This window comes from Streptomyces sudanensis, from assembly GCF_023614315.1.
GTDB lineage: Bacteria > Actinomycetota > Actinomycetes > Streptomycetales > Streptomycetaceae > Streptomyces > Streptomyces sudanensis.
On sequence record NZ_CP095474.1, the window covers coordinates 3,885,660 to 3,908,785 of the forward strand.

The 23,126-nt window shown below is 73.5% G+C and carries 21 protein-coding genes and 2 pseudogenes; 13 read left to right on the top strand and 10 right to left on the bottom strand.

Translation table 11 applies throughout. The features are described from left to right. Positions 1 to 526, bottom strand: a 526-nt coding sequence (locus tag MW084_RS17865) for a GAF domain-containing protein (protein ID WP_420833746.1), incomplete at its 3' end; no start/stop codon positions are given. Positions 527 to 628: 102 nt separating this feature from the next. On the opposite strand from MW084_RS17865, the gene MW084_RS17870 reads away from it, so the two are divergent. From MW084_RS17870 to MW084_RS17895, 6 genes are all read left to right on the top strand, one after another. Further along, entirely contained in the window at positions 629 to 2,317 is a 1,689-nt protein-coding gene (locus tag MW084_RS17870) for an AMP-binding protein (protein ID WP_010470039.1), read from the top strand. Continuing rightward, the gene (locus MW084_RS17875; protein ID WP_010470037.1) at positions 2,314 to 3,939 is read left to right on the top strand and encodes an AMP-binding protein; all 1,626 of its coding nucleotides are present in this window, start codon (positions 2,314 to 2,316) and stop codon (positions 3,937 to 3,939) included. The genes MW084_RS17870 and MW084_RS17875 overlap by 4 nt, the downstream gene beginning before the upstream one ends. 269 nt (positions 3,940 to 4,208) lie before the next feature. Continuing rightward, entirely contained in the window at positions 4,209 to 5,447 is a 1,239-nt protein-coding gene (locus MW084_RS17880) for a helix-turn-helix domain-containing protein (RefSeq protein WP_010470036.1), read from the top strand. 12 nt (positions 5,448 to 5,459) lie between these two features. Then, positions 5,460 to 5,771, top strand: a complete 312-nt coding sequence (locus MW084_RS17885) for a hypothetical protein (RefSeq protein ID WP_476718373.1) — start codon at positions 5,460 to 5,462, stop codon at positions 5,769 to 5,771. A gap of 256 nt (positions 5,772 to 6,027) precedes the next feature. Beyond that, positions 6,028 to 6,492 (top strand): glycine-rich domain-containing protein, encoded by a 465-nt coding sequence (locus MW084_RS17890; RefSeq protein ID WP_050986749.1) that lies wholly within the window; start codon positions 6,028 to 6,030, stop codon positions 6,490 to 6,492. A 71-nt stretch (positions 6,493 to 6,563) separates the two neighbouring features. Continuing rightward, positions 6,564 to 7,244: a class I SAM-dependent methyltransferase gene (locus MW084_RS17895; protein WP_010470031.1), complete on the top strand. Its 681-nt coding sequence runs from the start codon at positions 6,564 to 6,566 to the stop codon at positions 7,242 to 7,244. A 182-nt stretch (positions 7,245 to 7,426) separates the two neighbouring features. Here MW084_RS17895 and MW084_RS17900 read toward each other — a convergent pair whose 3' ends face one another. Next, positions 7,427 to 7,933 carry a GNAT family N-acetyltransferase gene (locus MW084_RS17900; RefSeq protein ID WP_010470030.1) on the bottom strand — a complete coding sequence of 169 codons (507 nt, stop codon included), beginning with the start codon at positions 7,931 to 7,933 and terminating at the stop codon, positions 7,427 to 7,429. Positions 7,934 to 7,936: 3 nt separating this feature from the next. Beyond that, positions 7,937 to 8,386 (bottom strand): annotated as a pseudogene (locus tag MW084_RS17905) (hypothetical protein); the annotation flags it as partial. Positions 8,387 to 9,062: 676 nt separating this feature from the next. Here MW084_RS17905 and MW084_RS17915 point away from each other — a divergent pair. Next, on the top strand, positions 9,063 to 9,233 hold the full coding sequence (locus MW084_RS17915; protein WP_169331692.1) for a hypothetical protein: 171 nt from the start codon (positions 9,063 to 9,065) through the stop codon (positions 9,231 to 9,233). A 262-nt stretch (positions 9,234 to 9,495) separates the two neighbouring features. Here the strand turns inward: MW084_RS17915 and MW084_RS17920 are convergent, their stop codons facing one another. Beyond that, on the bottom strand, positions 9,496 to 10,077 hold the full coding sequence (locus MW084_RS17920; protein ID WP_275563680.1) for a hypothetical protein: 582 nt from the start codon (positions 10,075 to 10,077) through the stop codon (positions 9,496 to 9,498). A 27-nt stretch (positions 10,078 to 10,104) separates the two neighbouring features. Between MW084_RS17920 and MW084_RS17925 the strand changes: the two genes are divergently transcribed. The 3 genes and pseudogenes from MW084_RS17925 to MW084_RS17935 form a co-directional block, all read left to right on the top strand. Beyond that, positions 10,105 to 10,602: a stress protein gene (locus tag MW084_RS17925; protein ID WP_158684322.1), complete on the top strand. Its 498-nt coding sequence runs from the start codon at positions 10,105 to 10,107 to the stop codon at positions 10,600 to 10,602. Positions 10,603 to 10,857: 255 nt separating this feature from the next. Continuing rightward, the gene (locus MW084_RS17930; RefSeq protein ID WP_275563681.1) at positions 10,858 to 11,196 is read left to right on the top strand and encodes a hypothetical protein; all 339 of its coding nucleotides are present in this window, start codon (positions 10,858 to 10,860) and stop codon (positions 11,194 to 11,196) included. Between the two features lie 90 nt (positions 11,197 to 11,286). Next, positions 11,287 to 11,424, top strand: a pseudogene (locus tag MW084_RS17935) (ArsR family transcriptional regulator); the annotation flags it as partial. Between the two features lie 363 nt (positions 11,425 to 11,787). Here the strand turns inward: MW084_RS17935 and MW084_RS17940 are convergent. Then, on the bottom strand, positions 11,788 to 12,567 hold the full coding sequence (locus MW084_RS17940; RefSeq protein WP_010470714.1) for a pyrroline-5-carboxylate reductase: 780 nt from the start codon (positions 12,565 to 12,567) through the stop codon (positions 11,788 to 11,790). A 263-nt stretch (positions 12,568 to 12,830) separates the two neighbouring features. After that, complete coding sequence (locus tag MW084_RS17945; protein ID WP_010470712.1) at positions 12,831 to 13,793, bottom strand: alpha/beta hydrolase; 963 nt, start codon at positions 13,791 to 13,793, stop codon at positions 12,831 to 12,833. Positions 13,794 to 13,920: 127 nt separating this feature from the next. On the opposite strand from MW084_RS17945, the gene MW084_RS17950 reads away from it, so the two are divergent. Beyond that, positions 13,921 to 14,574, top strand: a complete 654-nt coding sequence (locus tag MW084_RS17950) for a TetR/AcrR family transcriptional regulator (protein WP_010470709.1) — start codon at positions 13,921 to 13,923, stop codon at positions 14,572 to 14,574. 787 nt (positions 14,575 to 15,361) lie between these two features. Then, positions 15,362 to 16,333, top strand: coding sequence for a LysR family transcriptional regulator (locus MW084_RS17955; RefSeq protein WP_010470707.1), 972 nt, complete (start codon positions 15,362 to 15,364; stop codon positions 16,331 to 16,333). Between the two features lie 89 nt (positions 16,334 to 16,422). On the opposite strand, the gene MW084_RS17960 is transcribed toward MW084_RS17955, so the two are convergent. The 4 genes from MW084_RS17960 to MW084_RS17975 form a co-directional block, all read right to left on the bottom strand. Continuing rightward, positions 16,423 to 16,860, bottom strand: a complete 438-nt coding sequence (locus tag MW084_RS17960; protein ID WP_010470706.1) for a peptidase inhibitor family I36 protein — start codon at positions 16,858 to 16,860, stop codon at positions 16,423 to 16,425. Between the two features lie 111 nt (positions 16,861 to 16,971). Continuing rightward, on the bottom strand, positions 16,972 to 17,862 hold the full coding sequence (locus MW084_RS17965) for a hypothetical protein (RefSeq protein ID WP_010470704.1): 891 nt from the start codon (positions 17,860 to 17,862) through the stop codon (positions 16,972 to 16,974). Positions 17,863 to 17,984: 122 nt separating this feature from the next. Continuing rightward, positions 17,985 to 19,142 carry a hypothetical protein gene (locus MW084_RS17970; RefSeq protein WP_010470702.1) on the bottom strand — a complete coding sequence of 386 codons (1,158 nt, stop codon included), beginning with the start codon at positions 19,140 to 19,142 and terminating at the stop codon, positions 17,985 to 17,987. A gap of 2,174 nt (positions 19,143 to 21,316) precedes the next feature. Next, positions 21,317 to 21,739: an ATP-binding protein gene (locus MW084_RS17975; RefSeq protein WP_086024577.1), complete on the bottom strand. Its 423-nt coding sequence runs from the start codon at positions 21,737 to 21,739 to the stop codon at positions 21,317 to 21,319. Positions 21,740 to 22,173: 434 nt separating this feature from the next. Here MW084_RS17975 and MW084_RS17980 point away from each other — a divergent pair. Next, positions 22,174 to 23,126 (top strand): serine/threonine-protein kinase (locus MW084_RS17980; protein WP_275563682.1); only part of this gene is annotated, 953 nt, incomplete at its 3' end.

Genomic DNA, 23,126 nt, shown 5'->3' on the forward strand with positions numbered 1-23,126 from the left:
CCGCCTCCCACGCCGCCGCGCCGCAGGCCGCGGCCCCGCCGGCACCGGGCGCCGGCTCCGCCAGGCGCCGCGCCTCGTCCCGTACCGCCAGCGCCTGCTCCATCTCCCGCGCCACCGCCACCGCCGCGTCCAGCACCCGGCCGCCCAGCGGCTGCGGCGTGCGCAGCGCCCCGTACAGCACCGCCCGCACCCGGTGGCGCACCACCACCGGAACGGCCAGCACCGACCGCAGCCCCTCGGCGGCGACCGGCCCGTCGTACTCGTGGCTGATGTGCCGCGCCGCCCGGTAGTCCGCCACCGCGCACGGCCGGGCCAGCACCATCGACCGGCCGCCCAGACCGCTCCCGGAGCCGACCACCAGCCCGCGCAGGGCCCCGGACGACGCGCCCGACAGCTCCTCGATCCGCAGCCGCGCCCGGGGCCGCTCGTCCAGCAGCCCCCCGAACGCCACCGGCAGTCCCGTGGCCCGGCGCATCCGGAGCAGCGCCGTCCGCAGCTCCGCCGCGTCACTCCGCCGTTCACCCACGCGCACCACTCCCGCCCGCCGCTTCACCCCCGTACGGGGGTAGTGAGACCTGCGTCACCGATTACACGATGGCGCGAACCCGTCCCGCAATGAGGAGGACACATGCCGGACACCGGTGCGACCGAGGAGTTCCGGGCCGCCCGGGACTTCCTGCTGCGGCACAGGGAGGACTACGAGGCGGCGTACGCCGGGTTCGCCTGGCCCCGCCCCGCCCGGTTCAACTGGGCGCTGGACTGGTTCGACGCCATCGCGGCCGGAAACGACCGGACGGCGCTGCACATCGTCGAGGAGGACGGCGCCGAGACCCGGCTGTCCTTCGCCGAGCTGTCCGCCCGCTCCGCCCGCGTCGCCAACCGGTTGCGCGACGCCCACGGCGTACGGGCCGGGGACCGCATCCTGGTGATGCTCGGCAACCAGGCCGAGCTGTGGGAGACCGCCCTCGCCGCGATGAAGCTCCGCGCCGTCGTCATCCCCGCCACGACGCTCCTGGGGCCGGCGGACCTGCGGGACCGGGTGGAGCGCGGCCGGGTCCGCCACGTGATCGCCCGCGCCGCCGACGCCGCGAAGTTCGACGGGGTGCCGGGGGACTACACCCGCATCGCCGTGGGCGGCCCGGCGGAGGGCGCGGCCGACTGGGCGGCGTACGAGGAGGCGTACGGGGCCGGCGCCGACTTCACCCCGGACGGCCCCACCGGGGCGTTTGACCCGCTGATGCTGTACTTCACCTCCGGCACCACCGCCCGCCCCAAACTCGTCGAGCACACCCACACCTCGTACCCCGTCGGCCACCTGGCGACGATGTACTGGATCGGCCTGCGCCCCGGCGACGTGCACCTCAACATCTCCTCGCCCGGCTGGGCCAAGCACGCCTGGTCCAACCTCTTCGCGCCCTGGAACGCCGAGGCCACGGTCTTCGTCCACAACTACGCCCGCTTCGACGCCGCCCGCCTCATGGCCGAGATGGACCGGCACGGCGTCACCACCTTCTGCGCGCCGCCGACCGTGTGGCGGATGCTCATCCAGGCCGACCTGACCGCGCTCGGCACCCCGCCCCGCGAGGCCGTCGCGGCCGGCGAGCCGCTCAACCCGGAGGTCGTCGCCGCCGTGCGGCGCGCCTGGGGCGTCACCGTCCGGGACGGGTTCGGGCAGACCGAGACGACCGTGCAGATCGCCAACAGCCCCGGCCAGCCGCTGAAGCCCGGATCCATGGGGCGGCCCGGCCCCGGCTTCCGCGTCGAACTGCTCGACCCGGTGACGGGGGAGCCGGGCGCCGACGAGGGCGAGATCGCCCTGGACCTGTCGGCCGCCCCCGTCGGCGTGATGACCGGCTACCACGGCGACCCGGAGCGCACCGCCGAGGCCATGGCGGGCGGGTACTACCGCACGGGCGACATCGGCTCCCGCGACGCCGACGGGTACCTCACCTACGTGGGCCGGCGCGACGACGTGTTCAAGAGCTCCGACTACAAGATCTCCCCCTTCGAGCTGGAGAGCGCGCTCCTGGAGCACGAGGCCGTCGCCGAGGCCGCCGTCGTGCCCGCGCCCGACCCGCTGCGGCTGACCGTGCCCAAGGCGTACGTCGTCCTCGCCGAGGGCTGGGAGCCGGGACCGGACACGGCGAGGGCGCTGTTCGCGCACGCCCGGACGGCCCTCGCCCCTTACAAGCGGATCCGGCGCATCGAGTTCGCCGACCTGCCCAAGACCGTGTCCGGCAAGATCCGCCGCATCGAGCTGCGCGAACGCACCGCGCGAGGCTCGGCCGGCGAGTACCGCGAGGAGGACTTCCGGTGACCCGCACCGCACAGCCGTCGTACGCGCACGGCACCGGCGACACGCCCCTGCTCGGCCACACGATCGGCGCCGACCTGGCACGCGCCGTCGAGCGGTTCCCCGACCGGGAGGCGCTCGTCGACGTCCCGTCCGGGCGCCGCTGGACGTACGCCGAGTTCGGCGCCGCCGTCGACGAACTGGCCCGCGCGCTCCTCGCGTCGGGCGTGGAGCGGGGCGACCGGGTCGGCATCTGGGCCGTCAACTGCCCGGAGTGGGTGCTCGTCCAGTACGCCACCGCCCGCATCGGCGCGATCATGGTGAACATCAACCCCGCCTACCGCGCCCACGAACTCGCCTACGTCCTCGACCAGGCCGGGGTGAGCCTGCTCGTCGCCTCCCTTGCCCACAAGACGAGCGACTACCGCGCGCTGGTCGAGGAGGTGCGCGCCGGGCGCACGGCGCTGCGCGAGACCGTCCACATCGGCGACGCCAGCTGGGGCGCGCTGATCGCCCGCGCCGCCTCGGTGGGGGCGGCGGAGCCGGCCGCCCGCGAGGCGCTGCTCTCCTGCGACGACCCGGTCAACATCCAGTACACCTCCGGCACGACCGGCTTCCCCAAGGGCGCCACCCTCTCCCACCACAACATCCTCAACAACGGCTTCTTCGTGGGGGAGGCGCTCGGCTACACCGAGGAGGACCGGATCTGCCTGCCCGTGCCCTTCTACCACTGCTTCGGCATGGTCATGGGAAACTTGGCGGCGGTCTCCCACGGGGCGTGCATCGTCATCCCCGCGCCCTCCTTCGACCCGGCCGCCACCCTGCGCGCCGTCCAGCAGGAGCGCTGCACCTCCCTGTACGGGGTGCCGACGATGTTCATCGCCGAGCTGAACCTGCCGGACTTCGCCGCCTACGACCTGTCCTCCCTGCGCACCGGGATCATGGCCGGATCGCCCTGCCCGGTGGAGGTGATGAAACGGGTCGTCACCGAGATGAACATGGCGGAGGTGTCCATCTGCTACGGCATGACCGAGACCTCGCCCGTCTCCACGCAGACCCGCCGCGACGACGACCTGGAGCGCCGCACCGGCACGGTCGGCCGCGTCCTGCCGCACGTCGAGGTGAAGGTCGTCGACCCGGCGAGCGGGACGACCCTGCCGCGCGGCGAGGCGGGCGAGCTGTGCACCCGCGGCTACGGGGTGATGCTCGGCTACTGGGACGAGCCCGAACGGACCGCCGAGGCGGTCGACCGGGGCCGCTGGATGCACACCGGCGACCTGGCGGTGATGCGGGAGGACGGGTACCTCCAGATCGTCGGCCGCATCAAGGACATGATCATCCGGGGTGGCGAGAACGTCTACCCGAGGGAGATCGAGGAGTTCCTGTACAGCCACCCCAAGGTCGCCGACGTGCAGGTGGTCGGCGTGCCCGACGAGCGGTACGGGGAGGAGGTCCTCGCCTGCGTGATCCCCCGCGACCCGGCCGACCCGCCGACGTACGAGGAGATCGCCGCGTACTGCCGCGACCGGCTGGCGCACTACAAGGTCCCACGCCGCGTGGAGGTCCTGGACGCCTTCCCGATGACGGTGAGCGGCAAGGTCCGCAAGGTGGAGCTGCGGGAACGGTACGGGCGGAACCCGGCCTGACCCCGGGCGGCCGTGCGGATGGGCGGCCGGGCCGGCTCCCGGCCGCTTCGGCGGCCGGGAGCCGGTGGCCGGGTGGTCGAGGGCCGGGCAGTTCCGGCGGCCGGGTGCTTCGGCGGCCCGATGTGCGGGGTGTGCACCCCGCTGCGGCGTCAGCTCAGGTCGCGGCACCCATGCGGCAGAAGAAGGCGCGCTCACCGAACGGTGACGCAGCGTGCAAGGAGCCCCACCGGGCCCGCGGGGCGCCGTTACGCTGAAGCCGAGGTGATTCGATGTCGTCGCTCCGGGAGAACGTCCGAAACCACCGACGCCGCCTCGGCCTGAGCCAGGAAGGGCTCGCCGAGGCCGCCGGCCTATCGGTGGGAGTCGTCCGCAAGATCGAACAGGGCGGTAGCGCACAGGTCGAAACCATTCACATGCTCGCCCGAGCCCTCGGTACCACCACATCGAGCCTCTTCGCAACGGAGGCTCCCGACCCCCTGCATCACCGGGAAGGGGACGGGCCGAAGCTCTCCGAACTGCGCCAGGCCCTCATGCCGCCCATCGGACTGACTTCAGTCGTCGCCCAGCCGACGCAGGCTCCACCTCTGAGCTCCATCGGCCGAGCGATCGAGGACGCGCACACCTTCTACCACGCCGACCGCTACGACTCCGTCGCGAAGGCCCTGCCAGGCATCCTGCGGAACACCGAGGCCGCGGTCGCGCTCTCGGAGGGCGAGGGGGAGAGACGCCAGGCTGTCGCCGTACGCGCCAGAGCCCTCCTCCTGACCGGGAAGTACCTCACCCAGACCAGGCGCTACGACATGGCGTACCATGCCCTCTCGCGGGGCATCCAGGACGCTCGGGACGCCGGCTGTCAGCAAATCGCGGCCACTGGAGTCGTCGGCCTGTCCTGGCTGCTCCTGCGGCAGGACCGCTTCGACGAAGTCGAGCACCTGGCCACCGCGACGGCCGACGAGACAGAGCCGCAGCGCCTGTCGAAGGCCAAGCCCGCCGAGCTGGCGCTCTGGGGAGAGCTCCTTCAGCGTGCGGCGTCCGCGGCGATGCGGAACAATCGTCCGGACGTCGCCCGAGACGTGCGGCGCATGACGGCCACGGTCGCGAGCGCGTTGAGTGTCGAGCACACCGACTTCGGCTCGCACTGGGCCACGTTCGGGCCGGTCACGGCGGAGATGAAGGCGATCGAAGATCTCTCTCTGATCGGAGACGCGCGCGGGGTTCTACGCCGGGCCGATGACGGTTTCGTGGGCAAGGCGGCGATGAAGCGGTTCGGCCATCCCACCTCGAACAACTGGGATCGGCACCGTCTCGACGTCGCGCGGGCTCACGTGCTGCTCGGGAGTCACCAGGACGCGATGGAGGAGCTGAGCGCGATCCGGCGGACCTCCCCGGAGTGGCTGAAGCACCAGACGATGGCGCGTTACATCATGCGCGACATCCTCGCCCGCAGGAAGCGCACCCTGACGCGGGACATGCGGGAGATGGCCTCCCACCTGGAGGTATCCGGGTAACCGCCATGTTCCGTGGCAGTTCTGACGGTCCGTCGCGAAAGTGCCACGCTCCGTGCCTGGAAGGTGGTGGTAGCCGCCCGTAACTTCTTCGCCATGGAGAGCCATAAGGCGACGGAGGCGAAGGCCGGCGACCTGGTCAGGGACCTGCGGCGTGACAGGAACGGCGTGGTGATGGACACCTGGGGCGGACGCCTCTACTTGAGGCCGTTGACCGGTGGTCGAGAGTGGAGCGCACCGCCCCAGAAGGTCCGACGCCTGACGGCTCGCGAGGAGCTGTCGGCGCGACTCGCCGTACGCAACGCGCTGGCGAGGAGGTACCCGTGACGAAGTACGCAGGCGTCCTCTTCATCATCATGATCGCCGGCTCGTGTGGCCTGGTGATCGATGCGCTCCTGACGATCGCCCCATGAACCGGCTGCCTGCGTGGGGGCCGATCCTCCTCGGCTACCCACTCCCGGACCCGCGCGGGCGTGCCTTCTACCCCCCCACCCGGTCGAATGGCCCCAGACAGGGACAGGTCGAGCGGCCGGGCGGGCGACACAGCGTATTCATGCACCACCCGACGACGGAAGGCAGCGACGTGACCACCACCAACGTACGACCGGAGCAGGCGACAAGCCTCCTCGCTCCCGAGACGCGGGCCGACCTCATCTCTTTCGTCCGCGACGAATACTGGCCCGAGCTCACCGACGACCTCGGCGAGCGCGGCGTGGACCAGATGATCGCGTTCCTCGCCGCGACCGGCACCACCGAGGAGAAGATGGCACCGAGCCTGCGGGTCGACCAGTTCTGGCACGCCTTCATGCTGCACACCGCCCCGTACGCCGCCTTCTGCGACGCGCTCGGCACCGGGTTTATCCACCACGTTCCGGACCGGAGCTCGCACAACCCCGTCGAGGGCCGGAAGGTGCTCGCCCGGACCCGCGACATCATCGAGGCGGCGGGCTTCGAGGTCGACGTCGACTTCTGGCCGGCGGAGGGGAAGGCCGACTGCACCCAGAGCTACGCCGGATGCACCGACAGCCCGGTGGCCAAGGGCAAGTAGATCCATGATGTACGCGGCCGCCCGGTGCACGTCGCCGGGTGGCCGCGCCCCCGGACGAGAACGGAAGACGAGTGCCTGACACCCGCAGCGCAGCGTGGGACACGTACGCGGCGAGCAAGCCCAACCGTCGCGAGACGAACGCGAGGGGCGAGAAGACGTGGTTCAACTGGACCCAGCACCCCGATCACGGGCCCGGCGCCACGCTCTTGGACCTGCGCGAGGGACAGAGCGTCCTCGATCTCGGATGCGGATCGGGTGGGAATCTCGCCCACCTCGCCACCCTGGGGATGCGCGCGGTGGGAGTGGACGTGTCCCACGCGCAGATCGCCAAGGCCAGGGAACGCTGGCCGGACGTCGACATGGAGATCCACAGGGGCGACGCCCTGGAATTCCTGGCGGGTCGGCCCACGCAGTTCGACGCGATCTTCTCCGTATTCGGCGCGGCCTACTTCACCGACCCTGACCTGATGCTCCCGGCCGTGCACAAGCGACTGAAGCCGGGCGGAGTGTTCGCCATGTCGCAGAACCCGCCCATCGACGGCTGCTACGGCTGCCAGGCGTCGTTCATCCCGCGCGGCCCGGATGAGGACCCGGCCATCGTGAAGCGTTGGGACTACCCGAGCGACGTCTGGGCCGTGCTGCTCAAGCAGCACGGCTTCGAGGAGGTCGCCGTCACCGTCCTGCCGGCCCCAGAGGGTCGGAAGAAGCGGATCGGCACGCTGCTCGTCCGCGGCCGGCGCGGACGCGGCTGACTCACCGCACCGAGAACGCGAAGCCCCCGGGCGCGCTCTTGAGTTCTGGCAGCCGTCGCAACACCCCGGCGGTGCAGTCCTCGCCGGTGGAACCCTCGGGGGCCGGCGGCTCCGGTGGCCGGGAGTCGGCGGCCGGGTGGCTTCGGCGGCCCGGCGGCCGAGGTGTACGCCCTGCTGCGGTGTCAGCTCAGGTCGCGGCGCATGCAGACGCGCGGCCAGCGGTCCAGGCCGTGGGCCGCCTCGGCGTGCCGGATCGCGCGCAGCCCGTCGGTGAGTTCCCCCTCGTGGAGGACCCGGAACCCGAGCCGGGCGTAGTACGGGGCGTTCCACGGCACGTCTGCGAAGGTCGTCAGCGTCAGCGCCGGTACGCCGCGGGCGGCGGCGTCCGCCGCCAGGTCGCCGATCAGGGCGCGGCCCACGCCCCGCCGGGCGGCGTCGGGATGGACCGATACCTGCTCGATGTGGACGGCGCCGTCCACGTCGTCCCAGAGCAGGTAGGCGACGGGACGCCCGCCGTCCTCCGCGACGCGGACCCGGCCCGCCGCGCGGTAGGCCTCCAGGGTGCCGAGCGGCGGCGGGTCGTCGTCGGCGACGGCGTCCATGCCGAGCGCACGGAACGCCTCGCCCGCCGCGCGCTCGATCCCCTGGAGGAGCGGCAGGTCCGCGGGGCGGGCGGGACGCGGGCACACCGCTCACGCCCCGCGGGCGAGGAGATCGGCGGCGGGGGCGTTGACGGGCTGCGGGGTGCCGGTGAGGTCCATGGCGAACAGCGGCAGTCCGACCCCGTCCGCGCGGGCGCGGGACGCGTCCTCGTATCCGGCGAGCGAGAAGTACGCGGCGACCGAGGAGGAGGCCAGGCCTTCCAGCCACAGGCACTCCACGGCGCGCAGCGGCACGGGGCGGGTCGTCGGATCGACCTGCGCGACCAGGCCGGGGCCGCGCAGCTCGACGGCGGGCGTCATGGACGACCGGCGCTCCTCGGGCTGCACGACCTCCCGGAAGCCCAGCCAGCGCAGGTAGAGCGCGGCGGTGGTCACCACGTCGCGGGTGGTGCGGATGGTGACCGGGGTGAAGGCGGGGCGGCCCGCGGCGGTCCGCCGCGGCTCCGGGGAGGCGGCCCGTACGGCGGGGACACCCGTGCCNGGGNGGGCCGTGCCGGGGAGGGCCGTGCCGGGATCGCGGGGACCTCGCGGCTCGACAGGACCCCGGGACNCCCCGGGACTCGCCGGGGCCCCGGGAGTCCCGGGGCTCGGCGGGGCCGCCCCGGTCGGTGTCGCCGGGCGTTTCGGCGGGGACCGCGGTCGCGGCGGGGCTTGAGGGTCCCGCGTCCGCGTCACCGAGAGCGGGGCCGGGCGCGGGACGGACCGGCAGACGCAGCACCGTGCCGCACGGACAGCCCAGCTCAGGCTGCGGCCAGTGGTCCCGGCGCCCGCACGCCCCGCACCGCGCCGTCACCCACTCGTCGCTCCAGGTGCGGCGGATGACCGGCGCCGGAGGGTGATCGTGCGCCAGGGGCAGCACCACGGGCGCCCCGCACGCGCACGGATAGACGGGCGGTGCGTACGCGTGCGCCCGCCGGCAGGCCGGGCAGCGCACCGGCACGTTCTCTCCCACGGTGACCGCCCCCTTCGTTCCACGCCCATCGTCCACCACCCCGGGCGGCCGGGGTGGGCATTCGGCCACTCCCCGGCGCGGGCCCGCCGCCCCTGCCCGGAGTCGGTCCGCGTGCAGCCGGCGGCGGCCCCGCCGGTCCTTCCCGCTCGCCGGGGAAGCCGTTTCTGTGCCATGGCCGCATCCCGGACGGGGTAGGAGTAGCACATGAGCGACATCGTGGACGCCGACGAACTCCTCCGCCGCATCCGAGTGGTCCGCGACTGGGCCAGAGAGGAGGAGGAGAACGTCGCCGACGACACGGCGGCGACGGCCTACCGGGTGGTCCGCGAGGTGCTGGAGAGGATCGTGGACCCCAGCCACCGGACCACCCGCTGACGGCGAGGTTCCGTCCCCCCCCGTGTCCGCCACGGCGCAGCCGCCGCGAACGCGGCGGGCCGCGGGCCTCCCGACCGGCAGGCGGGACGCGGTGGAACGGCGCCCGCGCCGCAGGGTGCGGGCGCCGTTCCACCGCGCCGTGCCGGGAGTGGCTTCCCTAGAGCGGAGGGCCGGGACCCGCGGAGGACCGGAACCCGCGGTACGGGCCGGGGCGGGCCCGCCGTACGGCCGCCACCGCTCGCCGCCCCTTCCGGGGCCGCGCTCACCGGTCCCTCCCCAGTTGCCGACGGCACTCCTCGGCGAGGCGCGGATAGGCCTGCGCGATGGCCGCGTACACCCGCTGCCGCAGCAGCCGCTCGGCCTCCGCCCGCCCCGAGCCGGCGAACAGCCCGTCCAGCAGCGTGTCGTACGACCGCAACGCGCCGCGCAGGTAACCGACCTGCCACCGGGCCAGGTCCCCGCCCGGACCGTCGTCCGCCCCGGCCCCACCGGTCCGCCGCCGGTACCGCACCGCCCGCCGCTCCAGCTCCGCGGGCGGCAAGATGGGCACCCGGATCGGTTCGGCCCGCAGCGACGCCAGCACGGCCCGCCGCCGACTCTCCGCGGCGACCCGCACCCCCGCGCTCCCCGAGGCGCCGCCGGCCCGCGCGCACACCCCGAACTCCCGCGCCCGCTCCACTGCCTCCACCCGGGCCAGCAGGTACAGCCGCACGGGCGCCCCCACCCCCCGCCGGGGACTGCGCCCCTGGACGTCCGGCTGCCCCAGCACGTCCCGCACCATCCCGTCGGTCCACCCCCGCGCCCGCAGTCCCTCCAACGACACGAACGTCGTACGGTCCGTCACGACAACCCCCCAGATCGACTACTTTCCGTGACGAATCCAGTGAAGCGCACCCCACTGACAACACCGCCGACATCCCCCGCCGCCCGCGCCGCCGAGGCGTCCGCGCCCCGGTCTCGGCCGGTCGCGGCCCAGCCCGAGGGGACGAGCGAGACCACCGGCCGCGGGACGGTCGAGGTGATCACCAAGGTCATCGAACTCACCGGCAAGCTGTACCAGATCGTCAACAACGCCATCGAGTGCAACCAGAACCGCTCCGGCTGTGTGAAGTCCCTGATGGAAGGCTCCTTCTACGAGGCCGGCCAGCGCTACAACGTCATGGTCATCAACGACGCCAACCGGTACAGCGGCAACCTCCACGGCGTCGTGTACGACGCCAAGGTCCGCGGCATCCACGGCACCTACCGGGTGATCGTCTTCGAGTCGGGCCAGTTCACCAACCACGGCGACGGCGGCTGGATCAACCGGGCCTTCCGCGGCTGGTTCGACCGCGACGGCGGCTACGTGAACTTCTACCGCTCCTGGTGACCGGCCGCGCCACACCCCGGTCCCGCACCGCGCGCACCCTCTCCCCGGGCCCCGGCCCCGACAGAACAGGAAGCCCAGCCATGCGTCGCAAGACCAGCCTCTCCGCGCTCGCCCTGACCACCGTCGCCCTGGTCGGAGCCGCCGCGCTCCCGGCCCAGGCCGCCGAGCGCCCCTCCGCCCCCCCCCGCCTCCGCCCCCGCGGCCCGGGAAACCGGCTTCGAGGCCGCCGGCAAGAGCGTCAGCGTCAGCGTCTCCATGGACCAGCTCGGCCGTGGCCGTGCGATCGCCGACGCCCTGCGCGGCATCGACACCGGCGACCGCGGCGCGTTCGTCCGGGAGGCGGTCGACAAGGCCTTCGAAGCGGCCGGCGGCCGGCACAACGTCATGCTGTTCAACCTGAGCCACAACTACGAGGGCCGGTTCCAGGGCACCCGGCTCTACGCCAACGTCAAGTGGGGGAACGTCCACTACGGCCTCTGGGTCTTCGAGTCCGGGGAGTTCACCGACAACGGCGACGGCGGCTGGATCAACTGGGGCTTCCGCGGCTGGTTCGACCGCAACGGCAGCCACGTGAAGTTCCACCGCTCCTGGTGACGCGGAGCTGAGGCACCGGCCACGCGCCTCCGCCGCCACGCACCGCCACCGGCCCCCTCGGACCCCGCGGCCCCGAGGGGGCCGCCGGCCGCCCGCGCCCTCCGCGTCAGCAACGCGACGGCCTCCTCCCACGCGGCGGCGCTCAGGTCGGCGGGCATGGTGACGACGACCCGTACGGGCCGTTCGGTCACCCACCGGCGCACGGCCCTCGGCGCACTGGTCGCGGGCGGCCGGCCACCGCGGTCCGGGCCCGGTGAACCCGCTGCCGAGGCGCCGCGCGTGCGCGGTGGGCGGCGGCAGCCCCGTGGTGCCGAGGAGGTCGCCGGGGGCGGCCGGTCGCGGCCCGGGACGACCTCGCGGTGAGGGGTACGGGCGACCGGCCGGGAAGGCCAGCGGGCCGCGTGTTCGGGCGCCCTTCGAGGGGTGCAGGGCGCTCCGTGCGGGGCGCCGACTGCGGCCCCGGGACGGACCGATCGGCCGGGGAGGGCCGCCCGGGCCCGTCACGGGCCCGGATCTCCGTGCGACGCGCCTCTTCACGAGGGGGACGGCCTTCCGGCTCGCGGACGGCCGGCCGCGAGCCGGAAGGCCGCGTCACCTCAGGTCGTCGAGGAGGCCGTCCAGGACCTCCTTGAGGGCCGCGGCGTTGGCCGGATCGAACCACGCAGTGCGGACCCGCTCGTTGCTCCCTCGGGGTGTCTCGTGGTCGGCGGCGAGCCGATGCAGGGAGCGGGTCCCGTCCTCCAGCGAGCGGCCGACGTTCCGGAAGAGGCCGCGCACGTACCGGTCGGCGGTGTCGGGGGCGATGCCGTGGCCGGTGGCCCACGAGGTGAGCGCGGCGAGGTAGGCGTAGTGGGCGGTGAGGGTCCCGGTCAGGGCGGAGAAGACGTTGAAGGCGTCCTCGTCCGCGACGGGGAGCACCCCGCCCAGCCGTCCGAAGAGAGTGTCCACCACCGGGTGCGAGGGGCAGGTCACGGTGACGGAGCGGCGCTCGCGCACGGCGGGCAACGGGATGGCGCGGACGATCGGGGCACCGGTGGCGAGGGTCCGGCGCAGGTCGTCGACGGCGACGCCGGCCATCACGCTGACCACGGTCCTGTCGTCCTCCACCACCAGTCCGGCCAGTGCCTCGTGGCGGTCTTGGCGGCGCACGGCGATGATCACCAACTCGGCGCGGTCGACCACCTCCTGGTTGCCGGAGCACACGTGGACGTCCTCGAACCGCTCGGACAGTCCGGCGGCGACGCGGGCTCCCCGGGGGGAGAGGAAGACCTCCGGTGACGCGTCGCCCCCGCTGCGCAGGCCCTCGACGATCGCCCTGCCGATCTCGCCCGCTCCTATGATGCCGATTCGCTGCACGGTGTCGTCCTCCATGGTGTGCGGTGGTCGCGGTTCGCGTCAGTGCGATGCGGTGTGATGCGATGCGATGCGGCCGTGGCGGCCGTGGCGGCCGCGCGCGGAGCCGAACGGAGCCGAATGGAGCTGCCGCCACGTCGGCCGTCGGCGGGCAGCGGCCCCTCGGCGGCGCGACGGAGAGGGACGGCGGCCCCGCGGGCGCCGATCGTGCCCAGGCCGCCGGGGCCGAGCCGGGGAGGCTGTCGGGGCGTCGGGTCCGAGGGCGGGGCGCCGTCCCTCCGTCACTTCACCAGGGCCGCGCGGAGGAAGGCGAGGATCTCCGCCCGAGCGTCCCCGGCCTGTGGCTCCACACCGGGCAGGGTGAGGAACGCGTGCTTCGCTCCCGGGTACTCGGAGAGCCGCACGAGGGTCCCCGCTCCGCGCAGCCGCTCGGCGTAGCGGCGGCCGTGGTCGGCGAGCGCGTCCCGGGTGGGCACCACCACGAGTGCCGGGGCGAGCCCGCTCAGGTCGTCCGCGTACAGCGGCGAGACCGCACGGGCGTCGGCTCCCGGCGGGACGGCGAGCCGCTGCAGGAGCCGCAGTTGCGGCAGGACCCGCGCCGGACTGCTTCCGTACTCGGCGATCGAGGGGTGGTCGAACATCGTCCCGGTCACGTCGACCAGGGGGTTGACCAGTACCTGCGCCGTGAGTTCCAGGCCGGCCTCCCGGGCCCGGACGGCGGTCAGCGCGCTGATCAGCGCGCCGCAGCTCTCGCCGAAGACGGCCGCGCGCGCCGGGTCGGCGCCCCACCGCGCGGCGTGCCGCACCACGTGCCGGAGCACGTCCCAGCCGTCGTCGACGGCGTCCGACAGCGGGCTGCCGGGAGCGAGGAGGCGGTGCTCGACGGAGACGACGAGGGCGGGCAACCGCGCGGCGAGGCGGCTGTTGGTCCAGTCGCACTGCACCGCCGTGCCCACGAAGCCGCCCCCGTGGACGTGGACCACGAGCGGCAGGTCGGTCCGGACCGGGGTGCCGCCGCCTCCTGCTGGGGCCGGTCGGTGGACCCGGACCGGCAGGTCGCGGCCGGGCAGCGCGACCTCCTGCCAGGCGATCGCGGCGCCGGTGTCCGGCTCTCCCAGGATCGCCCGTGCCGCGCCGGAGGCCCGGAAGCGGTTCTCCGCGTCGCGGTAGGCGCGCAGTTCCCCGGCCGTGATCACCGAGAAGTCCGGCTCCGGCGGCCGTGTCGCGGCAGTGGTCCCACCCATGTGTCCTTCTCCCCTCCGAGCCGCATGCCGGGTACGCCACGACGGGCGAACACCAGTGCCCTCATTATGCACGCACTGCGTGCATCGACAAGTGCATGGATAAGCTGAGTCCGACGAGAGGGGTGAGATGACGGGCCGAAGGCGATGGTCGACCGAGGAGATCCTGGACACGGCGGTGGGGCTGCTGCGCACGAGCGGCGCCGAGTCGTTCAGTGTGCGCAAGCTCGCCGAGGCGCTCGGGACCGACTCCTCCAGCCTCTACCGGCACTTTCGCAACAAGACCGAACTGCTGCGCGCGGTCGCCGACCGGATCCTGCTGGCCGCCATGGACGGGCACCGCCCCGAGGGCGACTGGAAGCAGCGCATCACCGCCCTGTCCCTGCGCCTGCGCGAGGCGTTCGGCGAGCAGCCCCAACTCGCCGCGGTGTGGGGGCGCTACGGTTCCGGCGGCACCGGCTCCCGACGGGTCATGGAAGAAGTGCTGCAGGCCCTGCGCGCTTCCGGTCTGCCCGACGAGGAGATCCCGGTGCGGTACCACCGCCTCGTGATCCTCATCGCCGCGCTGATCGCCTCCGAGGCCGGCATGAGCACCGTCCCCCCCGAGGAGTACGAACAGGGCATGGAGCAGTTCCGCGTCGCGGTGTTCGGCGCCGACCCCGAACACTTCCCCGCCCTGGCCCACTTCGCCCGTGGCATCCGCCCGCTCGGAGCGGACCGCCGGCCCGCGTTCGAGGAGATCCTCGCCGCCCACCTGGCCCACGTCGAGGCCCGGATCCCCTGACGCCCCAGGTCAGTACACCTGGATCAGCACACCCGGATCCCGAGCGCGCTACGGTCGGCTCGCACCGGTGCCGGAGGCCGCCGTGCCGGCCGGTGAACCGCGGGTGCCGGGTCCGCCCCGTGCCCCCTGCCGATCGGCCCGCCCCCACGGCTCCGGCCCGTAGCGCCGCTTCCGTCCCCGAGGGGGCGCGCCCGCGCCCTGCGGACTCCGTCCGGGGCGGCGGCCGGCACCGCGTTCCGCAGGCGTCACGGGCAGGAGGCTCCGGAACGGCTCTTCGGTGAGGCGGGGACCGGCCCCTTCGGCCCCTTCGGCCCCACCGACCCCTTCGAGCGTCGGTCGCCCGGGACGCCGGCCACGGCGGTCGCCGTGTGCGGTCGCGGGACGGGGGAGGGGATCCGGCCTCCGTCCGGTCCGCAGGCGACGGCGCCCCGGCCCGCGACCCGGGGGTCGCCGACCGGGCCGGTGTCCAGCCTCGTCGCGCCGACGACGCTGTAGGAGGCGTGGGACTTCCCGCCGAGTGGCGGTCCACATCCGGTCCTTCACCCGGTCGGCCCCTGCTCGAGGTACGTGAGCGGGCTCGAAGGACACCGCGGCGACGGACGGGGCCGCTACCCGCCCGGACCGCGTGGGGCCGGAGCCTCACGACCGCCGCCCCGCCGCGACCGGTGCCGCCGACAGCCGGTTTCGGACTCATCCGCGCGTGTCGCCCCAAACCTTTCAGGTACTTCGCCGAAGTCAGTAGCGTGCTCCTCATGACTATGGGGGTCGGACGGAAACGGCCGGCGGTGTGAGCGCCGGGGGAACGACGGAGCCGAGCATTCATCAGCTGCGCCTCTTTCTGGCGCTGAGCAGGGAACTCCACTTCGGCGCGGTCGCCGCGCGCCTGTGCATCACCCAGTCCGCTCTGAGCCAGCAGATCCGGGACCTGGAGAAGCGGTTGGGGGTGAAGCTGTTCGAACGGACCAGCCGGTCGGTGTCCCTCACCCCGGACGGACGTGCCATGGTGCCCGACGCCGAGAGGGTGCTCGACGCCATGGTGCTGTTGCGCCAGACGGCCGACTCGCGGCAGCGCCAGGTCTCCGGACGGCTCGTCGTGGGGACCATCGGGGCCGAGGCCGCCATGCCGTCCACCCGCGGTGTGCTGAGTGTCCTGCGGGACCGTCACCCCCGGCTGGCGGTGGAACTGGTCAGTCTGAGCCTCATCGACCACATGAGCGCCCTCCTCCGGCAGGAGGTCGACGTGCTCTTCCACCGTGCCCCGGTACCGGACGGAGTGGAGGCGCACCACCTCGCAACCGAGCCGCGGGTGGCCTGTCTGCCCGTCGACGACCCCCTGGCCGCGGCGTCCCGCCTCACGCTCGCCCGGCTCGCCGGCTACCCCGTGGTCGACATGCCCGAGCAGGTGCCGCGGGTGTGGTGGGACTTCTGGGCGGTGGACCCGCGCCCGGACGGCAGCGCCGTGCGGTATGGCCCTGTGGTGCCGGACCTGGAGGCGTTGCTGCACGCCGTGGCCTCCGGGGAGGCCATCTGCTTCCTGCCCGCCGCGGCCCGTGACTTCTTCCCCCGCCCCGGTGTCCGGTACGTCGATGTCACCGACCTCTCGCCGTCCGCATCGGTCCTGGCCTGGCTCGCCGGCAACCGCGACGAACCCACGATCCGGGCGGTCCGGCAGGCCGCGCGTATCTTCACCCGGCAGGCGGCGGTGCCTCCCGGCGGACCGGCGGAACGACTCCCGTCGGGGGCGTCGCACGTCCGCTGACGCGGTTCCGCTCCGTCACCGCCGCCCACTCGCGGACGCCGCGGGTACCGGCCCGGCCGGCCGGCACCCGCGGCGCACGGGAAGGAGGGTCAGCAGGAGCCGACCCAGCGGTGCGAGGAGACGTTGTCGTTCATCGACTGACCGCCGCCCGCGCCGTTGTGCTCGAAGTAGTCGTAGCGCATGTCCATCAGGTCTTCGCCGTTGCGCAGGCAGTACGAGGCACCGCCGTACCCGGCGTCCCAGTAGAGCCGCACGTGGCCAAACGCCCCCGCGTAGCCGTTGTTGAGCACCGACGACGCCTGGTTGCGCATGTTGCGGTCCGACCAGTTGGAGCTGTTGCCGGACCAGGCGGCCATTCGGCCGCCCTTCCACGCGTGCTCCCACGCGTAGAGGTTGCCGTCGGCCGCCGCGGCCTGCTCCGACATCGGCGCCGACGCCTCGGTGTTCGCTGCGAAGGCGGTGGTCGGCGTCAGGAGCGCGGCCGTGAAGACCGCCGCGAGCAGGGCCCTGTTGTGCTTCATCTTCATGTCGCTGTCTCTTTTCCGGTTGGTTGTCACTCGGATTTCCTCAGCTCCGCTCGGGGGAGGGGCAGGCACGGCCCGCGCTCCCTGGCGGTGAGGTCTTGGGGTCCCGGCCCGTCAGCGGGCCAGGACGGTGCGGGCCGACGGCAGGGCGCCGGTGCGCAGGCGCTCCACGAGGTCCACCTCGGCACGGTGCTCACGCCGCACCTCCCGGCCGTGGCGGTCCTCCAGGCGTTGCACGGTGGAGGCCAGACCGCTGCTGCGAGCGCACCCGGCCTCCTGTACGGCGACACGGACCTCCCGCGCCGTGTCGCCGGGCTCGTCGGTTCCGAGGAACTCGGCCCTGGCCTGCGCCGGGCTCCGGTAGGGCAGACCGTTCCCCCGCATGCACACCGACCACTTCCCCATGGCGCGGGTGAAGTCGGGGTCGGTGGTGACGCGCTGCCGCGTGAGGGCGCCCAGATTGTCGACGACGGTCTTGGCCGCGAACCAGGCGGTCACGTCCCCGTACAGGGTGCGCCACGCCTCCACCCGGCAGCCGGTGGTGCTGTGCCCGATCACCACCCCTCCGGGGAGTTCGGCGCGCAGCTTTTCCCGGCCCGATCCGTTGAGGGCGGCGATCGCCGCCCGTTGCCGGTCGACGGGCAGGCCGCGCAGGTAGACCCGGTTGGGGTCCTCGGCGCGGAGCCGCCTGATCCGTTCCTCGAAGAGGCTGCCGTAGCCGTACCGCTTCGCCCACGTCGGGTCGTCGACGACGTAGGGGAAGTCACGGGCTTCGGGCAGCGGGTTCTCGGGCACGGCCCACAACCGGAACCCGGCCGCCCGCATGCACCTGCGCTGGAGTTCCTGCTCCGCGTCGTGCAGCAGGCTCCGCTCCCGAGCCGTCGTCGGCCTCGCGGCCGACGGGGTGGGGGTTGCCTCCGGCTTCTCGGCGGCCACCGGCCCACCGTCGGCCACCGGCCCGCCGGCGCAGCCGGTGGCCACCGCCGTCAGGGCCAGGACCGTCATGGCGGTGGCCGCGCTTCTGCGGCATCGCGTCATCGTTCTGTGCCTTCCGTGTCCGCCCGCAGGGGGCGGTGTCCGCTCGTACCGGGCGGCGTCACCGCCGTCGAGAGGTGCTCGTGACCCGCTCAGCAGATCGGCACGTTGGGAAGCTGGTTGCCCGGTGAGCTGATGTAGATGTTGGTGATGTAGCCGCCGTACTGCGGGAGGTAGGCCCACCAGTCGTTGGTGTAGGGCGGGATGGACACCTGCTCGCCCCTCTTCTGGCAGCCGACCAGCACTTCCACGCCGGCGGGCAGCGTGGTCAGCTCTTCGGGCTCGGTGGACGGCAGGGGCCGGACCCGGGGGCCCGATCCCCAGGTGCCGAACCAGGTGCCGGTGGGACGGACTCCGCCGGGGACGTGGAGCGAGCGGGTCAGCCTGCCCAGGTCCGTGTAGGCCTTGCCGTACGGGGTGCCGTCGGGGTGCAGGGTGAGGACGGCCACGATGGAGCGGTCCCCGGTTCCCACCGTGCCGGTGGTGTGCAGCGCCTCACGGACCAGGTCCACGTTGTTCACCGCCTCGGTGCGGGAGGCATCGGCCGTGATCGCGGAAGTACCGGTGGCCGATGCCGTGGGGGCGCAGCCCCCCGACTTGAAACCGGACCAGCCCTGCTTGACCGCCCACGGGCGGTTGAACGCGCCTGCGATGCCGAAGTGCTGGTTGAAGTCGTCGGCGGCGCAGCGTGTGGCCTGCCGCAGGTTGCCCATCACGTAGTCGCGCACGGGTGCCGGCGCGGCGTCCAGCAGGTGGCGGTAGATCCGTACGGTGTCCGCGGCGGTGATGGCGGTGTAGCCCCAGTAGCCGGAGAGGGTTCCCGTAGGTGCTGCGGTGTGGGTGAGCCCCAGCCGCGAGACCATCCGGTCGACGATGGTGCCCTGGCCGTTCTGCACCCAGTAGTGGGTGGCCTCGTCGTCGTCGCTGCTGCGGAGCATGACGTCCAGCCGGGCGCGGTCGGTGGTCGTGAGGTCGTAGGGGCTCCGGTTCCACAAGTGGTCCAGCGCGATGAGGAGTTTGACCACCGAGGCCGCCCGGAACTGCTGGGTCGTGTTGAGCTGCTCGGTGAAGGTTCCGGTCTGGCGGTCGAACACCGCCACCCCGGCCGTCACCCCCGCCGGCACCTCGACGGTTCGCGGCGCTGCCGGCGCGGCCGCCGCCGGCGGCGGCGCGACGGAGACCAGGCACAGGGCCGCCGTCAGGGCGAGGAACGCTCGCGCCGCGGTTTTCGTCCGAAGGGAAAGGAGCATGGATGGTCCCCGTTCTGCGGTTGGTGTCCGGCCCGGCGGCCGGCCCGTGGTCATGGGGCACGGCTGCGTGGACCCGGGCGTCCCGATGCCCGGTCGATGTCGTACGTGCGGGGCGAGCGGTGTCGTGCGATCGGCGCCGGGAACCGGCGCCGACGGGGCGGCCTCAGGGGTGGCGAACGGCGCGGAACCCGCTCGAAGGGCGGGGTCCCCGTGCACCGGGCACTCCGGTGGTCCTCCCGGAACACGTGGGCGGGAACCCGCGGACACGTCACGGGCGGGGTCCGCGCCGGCGTACCGGGATCTCCCGGCCACCCGGCGCGAGAAGCGGCTCCCGCCGAGAGGGGTGGGATCAGGACGGACCGGTCGTCGCACGGCCCCGCAGAACGGCAGTCGCCCTCGTGGCATGCGTGTCCGTCATCGTTTCCTCCCCCCCCCGGTCATGTGCGGCGACGCGAACGCGAGTGCTCCGTCCCGTACCGACGGTGGCGGCCCCGGCTCCGCGAGGCGCCTCCCCGACCTTCGCACGGCGGGCCGCCCCTGTCAGGCGCGCCGGCCATGCGAGATGGCGCGTGACCGATAAGGCGGCCCTTATGACCGCAGCCCGGACCGTGCACGGCGGGGAGGGGACGTGGCAGGCGCCGGGCGCCGGACTCACCCGCGGGGCACACGCCCCCCCTACTCCCACGTTGCTCCGTCAGGGTCGCCCGGGGCCGTTGCCGGCCTCGGCGGCGTGACGCACCACCCGTTCTGGCGAAAGCGACACGAGGACTCCGCGACGTGCCCCTTCGGAAGGGATGCGCTGCTCCGTCCGCCCCACGACGGCCGGGTTCGTACGTCGATCACGATCATGTCGGAGGCCGTGTTGCTCGATCACGGTCCTGTCGGGAGGCCGGGACGGGGTTGTCGCGGACGGAGCCGTTCCCCTGCCATCCGGCGGGACAAGCATCTCGATCCGGAGACGTCGCACCGGGCACGTGGCTCTGTTCGCGAGAACGAGCAGCACTTCTACGTCGGTTCGGGAGGCGGGTGGCGCTTGCAGCCTGGCTGGAATGTTCACGAGTTTCGACAGCACCCAGGCTGCCGGGAGGCCCCCGTCGACAAGGGACGCGGGGTCGGGAAGCGTTGACAGTTGGGCGGGGGTGCGCCGTGCTGGGCTACGGATGCGCCTGCCGACCCCGGTCCGCTTCGGCGCGAGCCACTTCGGCGTCGTACTGACCCGCGTCGAAACGGAGTTCCGGCGGGGATGGAGCACGGGGTGTGCGCCGCCCACGGAACCTCCCCGTCCGACCACTGCACGGCCACGGTCAGGAAGCCGCAGTAGTCACCCGCGCAGTCGGGTTCCCTCGGCCCAAGGCGGCGTGCTTCGTCAATCGCCCGTAGAGGGCTGGGACCGCCGGCCGGCAGCACATCAGCCGCGTACGGTCCGCGGCCGCTTTCACCGGCCGCTTCCTCGACCACGTCCTCGCCGTTGACCCAGGACCGTAACCGGGCAGGGAACCGGGGGCCCGGCGGTAACACCTCGATCTCCAAACGATCGAACATCGGAACACCCTACGAGGTGTGCCGGCGTCAACGCGCGGCCCGGCTGGCGCCTACCTCCACCCGGTCGGCGGGAAAGCCCACGCGGTGCCTCCCGTTCTCGTGAACATCGACCCAGAGCCGATCCGGCTGCCTCCCGAGATGGTGAACAACCGCTGTCGAAACCCGTGCACAGAGCCACAGCCGGCGACTCTGCCGTTCGAGGAAGTCGCGCGTGGTGCCACGCTGACGTCGGAGACCGGTCGCGGCGAGGCCGCCCCCAGTACCACCCCGCTCCGGTCCGGAGCGACCACTTGGAGCCGGAAGCCCCCGTGTGCGGCGCCGGAAACCTCCCGTGTGCGGGATCCCGCCCCTCCGTTCCGGTACGAACCGCCCCGCCGGCCTCCGGCCGGGTTCCGCACCGGCGGAAGGCCGCTGCCACCGCCGCCTCGCGCCGACGACCCGGCAGGCGGGGATGTCGCCCCCGCACCGCTCGTGGGTGCCGGGAACCCCGGGCGGTCGGACCGCCGCCGGCCGACGGCCGGAAAGACCCTCACCGACTCCGGCCCGAGGACCGGCACGAGGCCCGAGGCCCGGAGTTCGGCCCGGACCGAAGTTCGACCCGCCCCGAGGCCGGCCTCGAGCCCCGGCACGGGTCAGGTGTCGGTCCGATGTGCGCCGGGCGGCCGGAAGCAGGCGATGACGGTCTTGCCGTCGAGGCAGGGGCGCGCCTCCCACTCGTCGGCCAGGGCGTCGACGAGGAACATGCCGCGCCCGCCGGTGCTCTCGGTGCTCGGCGGACGTGGCGTGGGCAGGTCCGACGAGGCGTCGTGCACCGCCACGTGCAGGCAGCTTTCGTCCCAGGTCATGACCAACTGCGCGTTGCTGTGGGCGTGGACGTGGGCGTTGGTGACCAGTTCCGAGACGGCCAGCAGCACGGCGTCCACCGTCTCCGGGGCGTCGGCGGTCCACTCCAGCCTCCGCAGGTGTTCCCGGGTCCAGTCCCGGGCCGTCTTCACATCGCTGTCCAACGGCAGGGAACGCGCCCACCCCACCGCCCGTAGTGACGATCCGCTCACTGAGATCCCTCCCGATCGACTGCCTGCTCTGTCGCGTTTACCCCCGATGGGAGGAGTGAGGCACAGCAGAACCGTTTCGCCGGATTTCCGCCGTCACCCGCCGCCCGCCGTTCACCGCCCACCGCCCACCGCCCGCCGTGAGCGCCATGAGTGCCGCGAGCAGCGGGAGCACCGTGAGTACGGTGAGTACCGTGAGCGCACCCGCCACCGCTGCACCCGCTGAGGCTGCGCCCGCCACCGGTCGACGAGGGCCGTTCCCGGCCCCGTGCGCTCCGCCCCGTCCGCGGGGGCGCGCATCGCACCTGCTCGCGCGTGGAGGCCCGGCATCCAGCTTGGGTAGGGTGCGGGTCCGGCACCGCAGTGCCGTTCACGCAACGCGCCGCACCAGTACACCGCACGTCGCGCGGTGATTCCTCTTCAGGAGACATGGATCGATGAGTGGTGGTCAGCACCATGGGGGGACCGTCTTCCAGCCGCTGGAGGAGGACGATCCTCGTTCCGTCGCGGGGTACCGGCTCGCGGCGCGCCTCGGCGCCGGCGGGATGGGCAAGGTCTACCTGTCGTACACGCCGGGCGGCCGCCCCGTCGCCATCAAGGTGATCCGGCCGGACTTCGCGCAGGACGCCGAGTTCCGGCGCCGCTTCGCCCGTGAGGTCCAGGCCGCGCAGCGCGTCCAGGGCCTGTACACCGCGCCGGTCATCGACGCCGACACCGACGCCCGCGAACCGTGGCTGGCCACCGCGTACGTCCCCGGCCCCTCCCTCGCCGACGCCGTCCGGAAGCACGGCCCGATGCCCGTCGACACGGTGCTGCTGCTCGTCGCCGGCATCGCCGAGGCCCTCCAGGTCATCCACGGCGCGGGCATCGTCCACCGCGACCTGAAGCCCGGCAACGTCCTCCTCGCCTCCGACGGGCCGCGCGTCATCGACTTCGGCATCGCCCGCGCCGCCGACGCCACCTCGCTCACCGGCAGCGGCGTCACCGTCGGCACCCCGTCGTTCATGGCGCCCGAGCAGGCCGCCGGCGGCGAGGTGACGCCCGCGACGGACGTCTTCGCGCTCGGGCAGGTCGCCGCGTACGCCGCGCTGGGCGGCCCCGCCTTCGGCGAGGGCGCCTCGCACGGGGTGCTCTACCGCATCGTGCACGAGGAGCCCTCCCTGGACGGTCTCCCCGACCGCCTGCGCGAACTGGTCACCCGCTGCCTGGCGAAGGACCCGGCCGGCCGCCCGTCCGTCGCCGAGGTGCTGACGATGTGCCACCAGGCCAGCGACCAGACGGCGCTGCGCCGCCCCGAGGGGTGGCTGCCCGGCGCCGTCGCGGCCGACATCACCACCCGCACCGCCGCTCCGGCTCCCGCCGCCGCCACCACGCCGCCCCCGCCGGTCGC